This window comes from Nocardia sp. CA-128927 (assembly GCF_050955855.1).
GTDB lineage: Bacteria > Actinomycetota > Actinomycetes > Mycobacteriales > Mycobacteriaceae > Nocardia.
Map to the genome: position 1 here is coordinate 8,473,142 of NZ_CP192087.1, position 14,189 is coordinate 8,487,330.

The following is a 14,189-nucleotide window of genomic DNA, read 5'->3' on the forward strand; positions in this document are numbered from 1 at the left end:
GTGGGGCCACCACGCTGACAAAACTGCTGCCAGAACAAGCAAAAGATCCCGAAGCTCTGTTGAAAAGAGCCCCGGGATCCGGTGTAATCCATGCGGACTCTGTCCGCTGAGTGGACCTTGGGGGAGGTTACTACAACACAAAGATGCAGGTAGGCGCACTGGAAAAGCTGCTGACCAAGCTGCCGGACCCCACCGGACCAACTCCCCCGCTCCCCCGCCGGGAGATCCCATCCCGGGCCCGGAAACTCGAACGACGACTCACCGACACAGACCGAACCGAGATAATCGCCGCCTACGACACCGGTTCCTCCGCCAAACAACTCGCCGCCCAATGGCAACTCGCCAAAGCCAGCATCCTCACCATCCTCCGCACAGGAGGCGCCAACATCCGGGAACAGCGGCGCCTCACCGACGACGAAATCGACCACGCCGTCACCAGATACCAGCACGGCGAATCACTCCAGCGAATCGGCGACCACCTCGGCGTCGCCCACACCACCGTCCGCTCCGCGCTCGAACGCCGCGGCATCCCTCGACGCGACACCCACAGCCGACCACGCCACTGAGGTCATATGATCGGCGGCCCCGACGCCTTCGCCGCCAAGTACGCAACTGTGTGCGCCCACGGCGATCTCTACTGCTCGACCTCTCCGCAAATCTCACCGGCGCTCTCGGCGATCGGGCGTGCCGTCACCGGCAATCCCCTCACTCGATACCAACCCCAGCACAGTGTCGTCGACGCTAGATCCATCCTCAGTGACGCCGCAGGTGGTGATCACGCTCGGCGGCCTGGCCGGGTTCGCCGCCAACATCCCCACCATCATCGATGACCTCGCACAGCTACCCAACCGGCTGACCGCACATGCCCGCTCGGTGGCCGCGAATGCCGCCGCGTTGTCAGGTTCGATCCGATCGTCGGCCCGACTACCGCGTTGCGGTCATGCACCCCGGAACCGCTGTCGACTGATCACGCGGCATAATTGGGCCGAACCGAACCGGGCGCCGTCCGGCTGGCAATAACCTGAAGTTCGAGTACCTGAATCACCCTTCCTGTGGTCGTCAGATTCGAGATGGCCAGTCGGGGTCTCCGGGGTATAGGACGCGGCGCGGGATGCTTGTGGCGGGACCTCCGGTTTCACGTGTGACTATTTCTGCTTTGTAGGTTCGACCATCGGCTGCGGTGACAGCCAACCCACGGCCGCCGCTGATCCAAGTCACGGGGGCCTTCTCGACGGCGCTCTGGTCGGTTACCCCCGCCGCCTTGTATATAGCGAGCTTCCCAATCCAATTGGCCTGAGTCCAGGCATCCTCGTTCGAGTTGGCATCAAGCTCAATGATGGCAACCAATTCTGCATCATCCATGTCAATCATCCTGCCCTAGTGGAAGTTGACGATCATGGAACCATAAGGGTCCGACATTGCTGTCGAGGTTTCGCTAGGCCGACCGGCGGGCGCATGGCGCGAAAACGCTGCAGCCTGAAGATCCTCGCTGTACCTCGGGGCATCGGCTTCCTGCTACCGATCGCCGATGCTGACTTGAGCGAGATTGACTGGCCCCGGGACCTTGAGGTGCAGCTGTTCATTGTTTGCTCCCACGCCGCCGCGGATTGCTCTACAACAGGCAACAGTCTCGCCCTCGTCACGGCTGGCAGTGACTCGATGACGAGTCGCTTCGCGGGCGGCTACGCGGTCGGCCGAACGCTGTCGATTATTCGGCCGACTCATACCTCTTTGGCACCATTCCTGCTGTTCAGATGCGCGATTCGCCTGTCGATGCTCGCGACCTGCACAGCGTCGGCCCCAAGCTCTTCGGCAACGCGACCCCGGAGCTGCCGGTATTCATCGATGGCTTCGTCAGTGCGACCTTCAGCCTCGTGCATCGCCGCGACCAAGTACTCCGCTTCTCTTCGACGCTCGTGCGCTTGAGTATCGAACTCGTCGGTGGCGTTGTGGAGATAGAACACCAGATGGGGAAGTGCCTTGGTGGGTTCGCCAAGGGCCGCATAGGCCGAGCCGATCAGGAACGCACAGTCGAGGCTGAAGTAGTCTTCTTGCTGGTGCCGTCGCACTTGCTGGGCAACGTAGTCAAGGTGCGAGACCGCGGCCCGGTACCGCCCCGCGAAGTGCAACGCGGTACCGAGGGTGTGTCGGATAATCACAACGTCGACGGCATCAGCCTTACGCTCGGCCAGCGTTCCTTCGAGCAGGTCGATTGCTTGCTGAAAGTGTCCTTCCCTGAAGAGTTCTCCGACCGCTGACTGGAGCGACTCGAACTCGACGGGAGACAGTGCATCGCTTGGTTGCCTGGAGCGGGTAGGCGCAGGGAGTGTCAGGAGCGGGCTGTGGAACTGGCGCGTCGGATCGCGGTAACCGTCTGTGGCTGTACCGGTCGCGGCCCACTGGCGCAACGCGTCGTACACCTGTCTCGCCGTTGGGCGTTGCTGCGGGTCGACCGACATCATCGAGGTGATCAGTTGATCGACCTCGCGAGGAACGTCAGGTCGTCGCGATGCTGCCGACGGCCGTGCGGAGCCGTGGTGTTGTGCGCGTAGCGACTGCTGGGAGCCTTCGATCAGGGGAAATGGCGGGTCTCCGGTGATCGTTTCGAGAAGGACGCATCCCAGCGAGTAGATATCAGAGGCCGGGGTAACCGGTTCCCAGTTGAACTGTTCGGGCGACATGTACGGCGCGGTGCCGACGGTACGGTCGATCTGCGTTAGGCGTGGCATCGCGCCGGCGCCGCGTGCCAGCGCGATGCCGAAGTCGAGGACCTTCACAGTGCCGTCGTCGAGCACCATGACGTTGGCAGGTTTGATATCGCGGTGCACGACGTCTGCGGTGTGCACACAGTCTAGGGCGGCGGCCGCTTGCGCTCCGACAGCGGCGACCCAGGCGATGCTCGGCAAGGTCTCTGCGAAGTCGGTCTCAAGCAGAGACGCCAGTGTTGCGCCGCGTAGCAGCGGCATCACTATCCATTGGCGGCGCAGCCCGTCCTGCTCCTGGTCGGTGTCGAACACCGCGGGGATACCGGGGTGTTCAATGCTGGCCATGGTCCGTACCTCGCGGACGAACCGGACGCGATCGGCTTTGAGTTGGTCCACGATCGCCGCGTTCTCCGGGCTGTCCGCGACGACGACATCACCCAGCTTCAGGAACTTGATCGCCACAGCCCGGTCGAGACGCTCGTCGTGGCCATAGAACACCTCGCTCATCCCACCGCGGCCGACGATGCCTTTGACGCGGTACCGTCCCGCGAGTAGCCACCCTCCGTCGCCTTCTGTCATACCGAGATTCCCCACTATGCCCAATTCTCTTGTCCGATTAACCCTTTGGAGTGCCTTCAAGGGTGTCGCGTCGCATCGCTTCCCGCAACCGGTTCAGGGCCTGATCCCGCACAGGTGAGGTAAAGATCCGGTACGCCTGCTTGGTAGCTTCCTCCTTGTAGACCTTGCGGAACTCGTCATTGTCGAAATACACCTTGGCGAACCGTAGGTTCCGCTCGGCGTTCTCGGCGACGACACCGTCGAGGGCACCGTCGATAACCTGGGCGAAGCGTTCCTCCCCGTTCATTAGCGCGATCTCCTCCATTGTCGGGTTCTCGACGATGCCCGCGACCTGCTGGTAGAAGAGGATCTGGTCGGAGGTACCTAGGTCGAGCCCGAACCGCTCGTTGAGTTCGTCGATAACCTCGGCGAGGGGGCGCATATCTGGCTCGTGATACCCGCCGTCGGCGGCGTGACCGCGGACGTCTCTGTCGCCGGTGGGCGTCAGCGCCAGGTTGTGTCGGCCAGTTTCAGACAGCCGGTAGTGGGTCAGATCGGGGTCGCCAATGTCTACGGCGACGGTCGGGCGTCCTGGCAACCGTTTGAGCAACGTCCGGCCGTATTCGTACAGTCGCTCAAGGTCCGGGTCACCCCAGTCGACCACTTGAGCGATCAGGCTGTAGGCGCTCAGGTAGCCCGAGAGTTCACCGCGGAAGCCCTCGCGTTCGTCGTCGGTGTCGAGGGCGGCGAAGCGGTCGAGAGCCGGGGTGATCAGGTTATGTAACTGCGCGTGCAGCCTGCTCTCGGCGGTTGAGGTCAACTTGCTGGTGGCGGCCTCCTGCAGGATCTTCATGTATGAGTCCATCTCGGAGGCGACTAGAATCTGATACGACATCACCAGCCGCTGCTTCTGGTACAACACATCCCAAGCCGGCGGGTCACTGATCGTAGCCTCGTACCAATCTTTGAACGACTCCTTGATCGCCTCGACCTTGTTGAAAAGGTCGAGGATTCGGACATCCTCTTGCGTCTTGAGGTTGTGGATTCGGTTTAGCCGAGACAGTGTTTGGACAGCCGCGATTCCGGTAAGGGCCTTGTCGACATACATGCCACACAACAACGGCTCATCGAAACCAGTCTGATACTTATCAGCCACCACCAGCAGCCGGTACTCGTCTTGGCGTCGTGTGGCGGCATACGGATCATCGGCTTTCACATAGCGGAACATCTCCGGCAGTTGAGTTTCGGAGAATCCGTTCAGCATGGACTCGGAGAAATCGATGTCGGTCTCCTTGTCTTTCAACGATCCGGAGAACGCCACCAGCGTGCCGCAGTCGGTGAAGCCAGCACGGGCGATATATGTCTTCATCGCCTGATAGAGATCATGCGCGTGCTCACGCCCACTGGTTACCACCATCGCTTTGGCTCGCCCTTCCAGCCGCCAGGCCATATTCTCCCGAAAGTCATCGACGATCAGGACGGCTTTCTGGCTGATCGCCTTCGGATGCAGTTCGGCGTACCGGATAAGTTCCCGTCGCGCCCGCCGTGCGGCCACGTCGGGGTTTGTCAACTGCGATTTCCGGTGGTCGGCTGCGGCGTTCCGTAGCCTCCATCTGCTCTTATACGTCAAATAGTTCGCCAGCACGTCGAGGATGTAACCCTCGTCGATCGCCTGTCGCATCGAATACACGTGGAACGGCACCTGCATGCCCAGTTTACCGGTGTGCGGGTTGCGACGCGTCGGGTCAAACATGCCGAACAGCTTGAGCGTGGAAGACTTCGGCGTCGCCGTGAACGCAAAGTACGACAGATTAGGCTGTTTGCCTCGCACCCGGGTCTGATAGGTGGCTTCGTCCTCACCCTCTTCCCGCATAGCGTTGGCGCCGACGACCTTCTTGATATTGGCCGAGAACTCCCCACCCTGCGAGGAGTGTGCCTCGTCGATCACCACCGCGTACCGCCGATGCGCCAATTCCTGGTCGATCTTGTCCAACGCATATCCGTACAACTGTGACGTCGAGATGACGATCTTCGCGGTCGAGTCCATCAACGCCCGCGCCAACTCCTTCGAGTCCGTATCGATCTTCCGCACCACGCCCGGAGTGTGGTCGAACTGGTAAATCGTCTTCTGCAACTGACGATCTAGCACCAAGCGGTCGGTGATCACGATGACCTTGTGGAAGACCTGCTGGTTACCTGCGTCGAACAGGTTCGACAACCGATGCGACAGCCACGCCAAGGTATTCGATTTCCCCGAGCCAGCCGAATGCTGAATCAGGTAACTGTGCCCGACACCGTGCTCCCGCGCATGCGCCACCATCCGGTGCACCGCGTGCCACTGATGGAACCGGGGGAAGATCCGCGGCAAGGTATGCGGGTCCGCCTTCAGCCCCTTCTTGTCCGGCAGCACCAGATGGATGAACCGCTGCAGGATTTCCAGCCAGTTGTCCCGCTGCCAAATCTGCTCCCACAGATAGGAAACGGCATAGCGGTCGCCCTCCGTCGGCGGATTCCCGGCGCTGCCGGATATTCCCGGGCCATTCGTGCCAACATTAAAAGGAAGGAACCGTGTATCTGCGCCCCGCAGCGCCGTTGTGAGAAATGCCCGGTCTGGGTCCACCGCGAAGTGCACGAGCGCCCGCTTCGCGAACAGCAGCTCGTTCGGATCCCGTTCGCGGTATTGAGCCATCGCATGGTCGGCGTTCTGCCCCGTGTTCGGATTCTTCAGCTCCACTGTCGCCGTGGGCAGCCCATTAACGAACAACGCCATGTCCACCGACTTGTCGGGGAACCGCTTGCTGAAGTACACCTGCCGCGCCACCGTCAGCACATTGGCCTCGTAACCCACAAGCGCGTCAATCGCAAGCGTATGTCCCGGCCGGAAGTACGCCAAGTCGAATTGCAGCCCTCTTTCCTTCACCCCTTGCCGCAGGACGTCGAGGACCCCGCGTTCGTTCACATCCGTGGCCACCCGGCGCGAGAGCAGATTGCGCGCCTGCACCTCATCGCCGCCTTCGAAGATGACGAGACGCTTCCACTGCTTGGGCTGAGTTGTGGTAACAAACCGGAACATCGGCTCCAGGTAAAAGCCAAGCTCCGCATCGAACGCGCCCTCTGGACGTGACCAACCTTGCGAGAGCAGCGCCTTCTCTGCTGCGATTTCGAACGCGACCTCTTTTGCGGCTTTTGGGGTCATGCGGCACTTTCAGATTCAGGAGAGGGACGGACGAGCTGTGGTGGCGTCGAGCTGCCCGGTGACGGCTGCAGTAATCAGACCTTGGCGGCGTTCGACAAGTACTGCGAGTTGGCGATCGAGCTCTCGCGCGAGTTGATGCACGTAGGATTGTTCTGCTTCTGCTTCTGCGAAAGTTGTTCGCTGAGTATTTAGATCGGGAACGGGAATCCGGAAATCTCGAATCTTGCTACTACTGGTCGAGGCGAGGTTGGTTGTTTTATTGCCGGTGCTCTCGAAATAGATACGTGCGAATGATGATCCTGTTAGCATAGCCAAATAATCTGGAATTACTATGTCACGCCTGGGGCGTACGGCGAAGACATGATTTTGATGTAGGCAGTTGTCTACTTCTCCGCGCCACACGGTGCCGCGCCCGAGTTTATCCAGATCGCCGCCCTCCGTCATGAGGACATCGCCGTTTCGAAGTCTCGACGACCTCGCCATCGCTCTGGGAATTGCAATCGTTGACAGCTCGGTCAGGTCAACGTAGCCCTCTTGGACGTTGGCGACTCGCAAGTATGGGTAATAGATACTGTCTTTATCTACCTTACGATTAGCGTCGACGGTAATTCCAGATTGAACGATGGATAGGTATCCGAGGCGTATGCACCGGGCCGGCTTAAGGTTATCGATACGGTTATCGATGATGCTACGTCGCCGTTCTTCAAGGATTGCGCGTTGAGCTCTTCGCGCATCGCACATCTGGTCTATTTGTGCCACGATCGTATCGAGGAAGTCGGCAATTCTTCGTTGCTCGCCAAGTGGCGGGATCGGTATTGATATGTCTCCCAGATCTTCTGGATTTATCCTCGGGGTACGAACTGCTCCGCTCTCGATGTTGCCTATTCCCCGGAGGCGGGACGTCATTTCGCCGACAAACCAGGTCGATTTAAAGACGTGATGTAAATATCCTGAGTCTACGTCTGCGTTGGGTCGGAGTACGAGGTAATCTGGACTGACGAGCCCACGCTCAGGACTAATCCCGATGGCGCCCTGAAATGCTCGCATGCGATTCAGGACGATGTCACCGGCTGAACAGACTTTGTAGTTGCTCAAGTCTTCGGCGCGCGGTAAGTCGTCAGTCAGGCTGTCACGTCTGACGACACCGTGGTGGATCGACACCGCCATAAGAGGAAGCTGACGGATTCCCGCACGGGTGTCGATGACTCGGTATTGATACTTCACACGTTGGTGACTCACCCGGTCACCTCACCCAACAGCTTCTGAATCCTGTTCTCCAGCTCCCGTAGCTCCGCGTCGATCTCCGCCAGCGGCCGCGGCGGAGAGTAGACGTAGAAGTGTCGGGTGAACGGAATCTCGTAGCCAACCTTCGTCTTGTTGTAGTCGATCCAGGCGTCGGGAACGTGCGGGATCACTTCTCGAGAGAAGTACACCTCAACGTCCTCGTCGAGGGGGATGTTCTCGTAGTCGCGCAGGTCGGGGTCAGGCAGTATGGTGCCGTCCTGCTTCTTCTGGACTTCGCCTTCGGGGTCGGAGATCGACACGGCGGCCCAGATACCCTTCAGTAGAGCGGCGGCTTTCGGCCATGGGGTGGCGTGGTCGGCGGCGGCTTTGTGGAGCGCGTTGGTGGCTTCTTTCTTGGTCCACCACATGGCCCCAATGTGTGGGCGGAGGGCGTCGATGAAATCGTCGCGATCGGCCCAATCGGCGAGGGGTTTTGCGTGGGCGAGGGCATCGAGGGTGTCGTCGGTGACTTCGAAGCGAAGCTTGAGGGGCCGTTCGACAGTGATGCGGTGGTAGCCGAAGTCGCGGGTACGGAAGATCTTCACCTTGCCGTGGCTGGGGTGGTCGGAATCGGCACCGACGGTGACGGCGTCGAGATACAAGCGGGTGATGTCTGCGATCTGGTCCTTGGTGATGAATTTGCGTTTGTCGCCTAGAGACTTGCGCAGCTTCTCCCACTGGTCGCGGGCGTCGAGGAGGATCACCTTGTCGCGCAGGCTTCGGCTCTTTCGGTTGGAGAGGATCCAGAAGTAGGTGGAGATGCCTGTGTTGTAGAACAGTTGATCGGGTAAGGCGACGATTCCTTCGAGCCAGTCATTTTCGAGGATCCATTGCCGGATCTTGGATTCGCCGGACTCGGCGGCACCGGTGAACAGCGGAGAGCCGTTGAAAACAACGGCCAGGCGGGTGCCGCCGTCCTCGACCGGGACCATCTTGGAAATCATGTGCTGGAGGAACAGTAGGGAGCCGTCGTTTATGCGCGGGAGACCGGCGCCGAACCGGCCGCCGTGGCCGCGGTCAGCTTCGTCTCTGACCTCTGGCTCGACCTTCTTCCACTCGACGCCGAAGGGAGGGTTGGCGAGCATGTACTCGAAGGTCGTGTCTTTGAAGCCGTCATCGCTGAACGAATTGCCGTAGTGGATGGTGCCGCGCTGATTGCGGATGAGCATCTCAGACTCGCAGATCGCCCAGGATTCCGCGTTGATCTCTTGGCCAAACAGGAACAGGTTGACCCGAGAATTGATATTAGTGATGTGGTCGGCGGCGACGCTGAGCATGCCACCGGTCCCGCAGGCCGGGTCGAGGATGTTGATGACATGGCCTCGTCCGGCAACGGTGCTGCTGTCGGGGGCGATGAGCAGGTTGGCCATGAGTTCGATGACTTCGCGAGGAGTGAAGTGCTCACCAGCGGTTTCGTTGGAGTCCTCGGCGAATTTCCGGATGAGGTGCTCGAAGACGTAGCCCATATCCTCATTGCTGAGCTGGCCGAGGTCGGCCATCGCGACGAACCGATTGTGGACTTGGTAAAGCAGTTTCGTTGTGGCGAGTCGGGTGATCTGGTTGTCGAAGTCGAACCGCTCCATGATCAGCCGGACGTTGGGTGAGTACCCTCTGAGGTAGTCGCGGAGGTTCTTGGCGACGCCGCTGTCGTCGCTGCCGACCGTTTCGAAGTCCTGTTTCGACGTGTTGAAGTACGGCAGACCCGACGCTCCCTCCAGCACCTTTTGGTTGTTCTCGATGTCTTTGGTCGCTTCGGCCCTGTCCCGCACGGCCTGCCGGGTGGGGCCCATTACGGCGTCGAGTCGACGCAGCACGGTGTACGGCAGGATCACGCTGCCGTATTCGTGGCGTTTGTAATCTCCGCGCAGGCGGTCAGCGATCGACCAGATTCGGGCGGCCATCTGTTCGTGTGTGGGTCCGGAGGTCACTGTTAGTCCATATCGCGTTTGATGTGGTTGGTGCGGTCAGTGTTGCTCGTGGGAAGCGGCGGGGGAGCGAACGCACCCAGGGTAAGCCCGTGCAGTGTCTGGTCGATCAGGGAATTGCCGGTCTTTGCCAGCGAGTTCAGCACTTGTTTGAGGTCCTGCAACTGCCGGAACGCGCTGCCGTAGCGGCGTTGTTCGGCGAGCGGGAGGCGCGGGATCCGGCATCGCCGCAGGTCGTCGCGGCTGACAGCGCCAAGCGTGTTGGCAACGGGCACGGCGTTGGAGTTGGTCCGAATGAACATCGCCAGGAAGTGGACGTCGAGCCGCTCGGGGTCAGTAGTGACAACATAGGCGACACCGGAGTCGTCAACATCGTCGTCGGTTGCGACTACGGGAGGGCGGTTCAGCGTGCGGATCAGGAGGTCGCCAGCGTGTGGTTCGGTGGCCCGGGTGCGGATGCGTAGCGCTCCGGACCGTTCGAGTTCGGCGAGGCTTACAAAGGCATGTCTCGGTGGCGTCGGCGCGGCGGCGAAATGCGGCAGCCGTCGACCCAGGTGGTGGTAGAGGGCCTGAAGCCGGTCCATCGCGCGCGTGAGATCGGCTGCCGTGGCGTCGCCTCTGGAAGAGAGGTGACGAGATGGAAGAACATTGGTGTCGCCGTAGAGCAGGTCGACCACAGAGACGGTGGTGGACACCGCTGGGTCCTCATCACTGAACAGTTCCTGCCAGGACGCGTAGTCCTGTGGCACTTCAGCCGGGTCGGAGAGGTGAGTCAGGTCGATCAGGCGAATGATAGGCCGGTCGGTGAGCCCGTACGGTCTTTGTAGCAGCCAAAGGCATGGTGGTGTTTCGGAGTTCGCCCCGATGCCGGCGGGTAAGGCGATCACCGCCCGCAGGACGCCTGCGCGGATGAGCGCGGCTCGCATGGTTTGTCCAGACGGCTGCATGCAGGTGCGCGGCGACACGGCGACCACACCAACCCCCTGCGGCCGCAGGTGGGCATAGCAGTGTTGGACCCACGCCAACTCCACGTCCCGGGTGTCGGGGACGCCGAACTCCCAGCGGATATCACCAGCCATCGACTCCAAGGGTGAGGGGGTCCGATCGGGCGGTACCACGCACACGACCGCGGCGGTGCGGCCGAGGTATTCCCGAAACGCACTGCCATGCAGCGAATCGCCAACCCGAACGTCATAGGGCGGCTTTGCGTAACCGTGCAGCGAGTCGACCGCGTCTCTGGCGTCTGTTTCGGTTGCAGCCTGCCCGATGACAGTGACTCGGTCACCGAAACGCTCGGCCACCGCAGCGAGCGGGGTCGCGCGTCGGCAAGCCGGATCCAGCACGGTCGCAGCCTCTGCGGTCGCCAACCCCTCTGCAGCCGTCGCGCAGGGCAGCAGTGCCGCCATGGCGCGTCCCAATAACTCCGTTGAACTGAGATCGGCGACCGTTCGATAGGCAGTCGACGACTCCTCGATGCGCTGTGTGCCGGTGTCGGTTCGCCCCGCAGTCGCGAGCTGGTCAGCTTTTCCGGTCTCCACCAGCCAGGCCGAAACCTGACTGCGGGAGAAAACCGGGCTGGCGGCGCTGCCACCGATCGGGTCGGGAAAGTCCGGGTATCGCTTGCGCCAGTTCGACACCGCCGCGCGGCCAACACCGGCCAGCCGCGCAATGGCGGCGGCTGTGATGTCTTCCTGTTCGGCCTCCATGTTCCGTCACCGTACTCGGACAATGTTCACGCCACAACTAGTTGACCTGGTTCACATAGGGAAAGTCATAATCTTTGTGAACATTGTTGACACAGTTCACAATGCTGATACTGTACCGTCATCGCCTCCGAGACGCACTCGGGAGGCATAGGGCTCGAAACTCATTGACCAGCCCGTAACACGACCTCTGACCAGCGGGTACGAGGTGACAGCTCACCGCCCTTGAACGCCGATGGATAGGAAGATCAGCTTGGACAGCGCGAAGATGCCGAAGACCGCTACCCGGTGGTCGAGCCTGCACCGCCTGATCGACCCCGTCGGCGACCCGGTCGACCTGCGCACCTTCGTTCGCGAGAAGTACCTCCACGACGACAGCTATGAGGTGCGTGAATTCAGCCACGACGGGCTAATCGGGCTGCTGGTCAGCGGCGCGACGCCCCCGGAGCGAGCCGAATGGTGCCCGTCCGCCCAGGGCCTCACCGGCCTTCAGGTGTCGGTGACCACCAGCCAGACCGGAGGCCTGCTGCTCACCCGCACCACTGGCAGGCTCTATGCCTTGACTTACGGCAGCATGGGACACCACATTCTCGACCCCGCCTACCGCGACGATGACTTCGGACTAGGGTTCGCAGTGCGTTGCCTCGATGAGAACGATGTCACCCGATTCCGCAGCGAGATCATGGATCGGCGGGGCCGGGTCGAGGACTACACCATGCTTGGCGGTAGCGACGTCGCCGGGTTCGGTCTCAACAAGTTCAGCTCGCTGGTCCGTAGGATCTGCGGTGGCGCGTATCTGAACCTCACCGCCAAGTCCCGCACGTCGCGGGCGGCGCGGGCGGTGCGGGTTGAATGTTCGGGTCACGCCATCAAACTGCCGCTCGCCGCCACCCCCACCCAATTTCTGGCCGATCTCGCCGAGATCGAACGGGTCTGCGACAAGGAAGACCCGCTCCACGGCGTCGCCTTCGTTCAGCGATTCCGGAGACTGCACAAGAACAGCCTGGCAGCCCTCGCCGCTGACCAGATCCTGGCGAAGCTGCTTGGCGACCCCGACAACGCGCGGCTCGGGATCACCCTGCCCGACAACTGCGCCGACTACTACGGTGCCGCGCGATCGTTCCGAATCAAGCTGGGCGGCAATGCAACTGGCGTCGATGACATCGACCTGGGCGCATTGCTGGCACAGATACACGACCGCGACGAACACCGTCGTCTGCTTGACCTGCACCAACTCCGGGTCACCATGTACGAGGATTCGGACCAGACCGTGCTGGTTGGCCCCGAAACTCGGGGCACCGACTGGCTGGTCGCAGAAGTGGAATCCGACGACGAACGCTACTACTACGGGCAGGGCTGCTGGCATGAGATCGGTGCCTGGTACCTCAACACCCTGCGCGAAGAGCTCCACGAACTCTTCACTTCCACCAGCGATATCACCTTCCCGACCTGGACGAAAGGCAACCGGCGCACCAGCGGACCGAAAAAGGGGCAGGACTCCCACGACGAAGACTGGTTCAACCATAAAGTTGCGAAGCAAGCCGGATACCAGCTGTTCGATAAGAAGCAGATAGTCACCGGCTTCTACCGTGGCGGTGGGCTTGAGATATGCGACGTTCTCGGCCCCGGCTGCGAGCTGATCTGCGTCAAGAAGGCCACCAGCAGCGCACCGCTGAGCCACCTGTTCGCACAGGCCGTCAACGCGGTCACAGTGTTGCGCAACGACAAAGAAGTCGCGAGGAAGTTCCGCGATCGCATCGCGCGCCACAATCCCGACCACCCGATGGTCCGGGACATCGGCACCCTGAAAGTCGTGTTCGCGATCCTGCTCAACGAGGGCGAGGAGATCACCACCAACTCGCTGTTTCCGTTCTCTCAGATGTCCCTAGTTGGGTCGTTGATCGAGCTTCGCACGATGAACGTCGAGGTCAGGGTGGTGGCGATCAAACGGTCATAGGGCTGCGGGCGACGTCCATTCCAGTGGCACAACAGTACCCGTACAAACCTCATCCACCGAGCAGCGGCTCGCGAAGGAAGCGTGCGAATTCGCTTCTGAGAGTGGGCAAATCAACCTGACGCCCCGGCAGAAAGTCCAAGAGTTCCTGTAGCCCCCAGCAGGCGAGGTGGCCGTAGCGGGCATTGAAGAACGCGACCTCACGGATGGCGAACTCGTCCTGGGAGTCCAGCAACGCATAGCCGACCATCTGGAACAACTGGGAGCATCCAGCACGGCGTATCGGCTGCCGTCCTTACGTTTACTTCCGAGTACGGTCTTGATTTCGACGAGTGTTCCGGCCGCGATCAGGTCCGCATCGGCGTTCATCAGCACCGAACCCTCGAACGTCGGCCCGACTGCCCACTCGCCGACGCGCGACCTCAGCGCGGGCAAGAGGACTCCTTCGGCCTGTTCGCGCAACGCCGCGAGTTGAGCAAGCGCGGCTGGCGAGGCCATACCAAGTAGATCGGCGCCGCTGACAGATCTGGGGGCGAAGTCAGCCAGAGGAGATCGTTCGGGAGGAATCCCACGTCCGAGTTCGGTCAGGTACGACAGCGCCCAGCGGCCCCGTGCGAGCAACTCCGGATCCTGGTGCGTCGAGAAATTCGGCCCTGCGAACTTCGTTACGGCGACGGGCTCATCTATTGCCTCGGCTGGCGGTGCCACAGCAGGGAGGGCTGCAGCGAGTTCGGCAAGAGCGGTCGGCATTCTTCCCCTGAACCGAAACGCACCGATCGCGGGGAGGTGGACATCAGGCTGCGGATCTACGAGAAACCGGACGAGATAGTCGAAGCCCCCCCGCACCGGTTCCCCCGCCTGTGG

The 14,189-nt window shown here is 61.3% G+C and carries 10 protein-coding genes; 3 read left to right on the forward strand and 7 right to left on the reverse strand.

Annotated elements, in window-relative coordinates:
- Window positions 1-143: 143 nt before the first annotated feature.
- On the forward strand, window positions 144-566 hold the full coding sequence (locus ACQPW1_RS39295; RefSeq protein WP_433657889.1) for a helix-turn-helix domain-containing protein: 423 nt from the start codon (window positions 144-146) through the stop codon (window positions 564-566).
- Between the two features lie 190 nt (window positions 567-756).
- A complete protein-coding gene (locus ACQPW1_RS39300) occupies window positions 757-1,020 on the forward strand; it encodes a hypothetical protein (RefSeq protein ID WP_433657891.1) in 264 nt (87 codons plus the stop codon).
- Window positions 1,021-1,059: 39 nt separating this feature from the next.
- Here ACQPW1_RS39300 and ACQPW1_RS39305 read toward each other — a convergent pair whose 3' ends face one another.
- From ACQPW1_RS39305 to ACQPW1_RS39330, 6 genes are all read right to left on the reverse strand, one after another.
- Entirely contained in the window at window positions 1,060-1,362 is a 303-nt protein-coding gene (locus ACQPW1_RS39305) for a hypothetical protein (protein ID WP_433657893.1), read from the reverse strand.
- 359 nt (window positions 1,363-1,721) lie between these two features.
- On the reverse strand, window positions 1,722-3,284 hold the full coding sequence (locus tag ACQPW1_RS39310) for a protein kinase domain-containing protein (protein ID WP_433657895.1): 1,563 nt from the start codon (window positions 3,282-3,284) through the stop codon (window positions 1,722-1,724).
- Window positions 3,285-3,321: 37 nt separating this feature from the next.
- Entirely contained in the window at window positions 3,322-6,459 is a 3,138-nt protein-coding gene (locus tag ACQPW1_RS39315) for a type I restriction endonuclease subunit R (RefSeq protein ID WP_433657897.1), read from the reverse strand.
- A gap of 15 nt (window positions 6,460-6,474) precedes the next feature.
- Window positions 6,475-7,698, reverse strand: a complete 1,224-nt coding sequence (locus tag ACQPW1_RS39320; protein WP_433657899.1) for a restriction endonuclease subunit S — start codon at window positions 7,696-7,698, stop codon at window positions 6,475-6,477.
- Window positions 7,695-9,671: a type I restriction-modification system subunit M gene (locus ACQPW1_RS39325; RefSeq protein ID WP_433657901.1), complete on the reverse strand. Its 1,977-nt coding sequence runs from the start codon at window positions 9,669-9,671 to the stop codon at window positions 7,695-7,697. Before ACQPW1_RS39325 ends, ACQPW1_RS39320 begins: the two co-directional genes overlap by 4 nt.
- A 2-nt stretch (window positions 9,672-9,673) precedes the next feature.
- Entirely contained in the window at window positions 9,674-11,374 is a 1,701-nt protein-coding gene (locus ACQPW1_RS39330) for an N-6 DNA methylase (RefSeq protein WP_433657903.1), read from the reverse strand.
- Window positions 11,375-11,624: 250 nt separating this feature from the next.
- On the opposite strand from ACQPW1_RS39330, the gene ACQPW1_RS39335 reads away from it, so the two are divergent.
- Complete coding sequence (locus tag ACQPW1_RS39335) at window positions 11,625-13,328, forward strand: DUF6119 family protein (protein ID WP_433657905.1); 1,704 nt, start codon at window positions 11,625-11,627, stop codon at window positions 13,326-13,328.
- A 49-nt stretch (window positions 13,329-13,377) separates the two neighbouring features.
- On the opposite strand, the gene ACQPW1_RS39340 is transcribed toward ACQPW1_RS39335, so the two are convergent.
- On the reverse strand, window positions 13,378-13,584 hold the full coding sequence (locus ACQPW1_RS39340; protein WP_433657907.1) for a hypothetical protein: 207 nt from the start codon (window positions 13,582-13,584) through the stop codon (window positions 13,378-13,380).
- Window positions 13,585-14,189: the final 605 nt, after the last annotated feature.

Excerpts from the sequence above, each read along its gene's own strand:
- ACQPW1_RS39295 (WP_433657889.1), top strand. The coding sequence starts at position 144 with ATGCAGGTAGGCGCACTGGAAAAGCTGCTGACCAAGCTGCCGGACCCC.
- ACQPW1_RS39305 (WP_433657893.1), bottom strand. The coding sequence starts at position 1,362 with ATGGATGATGCAGAATTGGTTGCCATCATTGAGCTTGATGCCAACTCG.
- ACQPW1_RS39310 (WP_433657895.1), bottom strand. The coding sequence starts at position 3,284 with ATGACAGAAGGCGACGGAGGGTGGCTACTCGCGGGACGGTACCGCGTC.
- ACQPW1_RS39315 (WP_433657897.1), bottom strand. The coding sequence starts at position 6,459 with ATGACCCCAAAAGCCGCAAAAGAGGTCGCGTTCGAAATCGCAGCAGAG.
- ACQPW1_RS39330 (WP_433657903.1), bottom strand. The coding sequence starts at position 11,374 with ATGGAGGCCGAACAGGAAGACATCACAGCCGCCGCCATTGCGCGGCTG.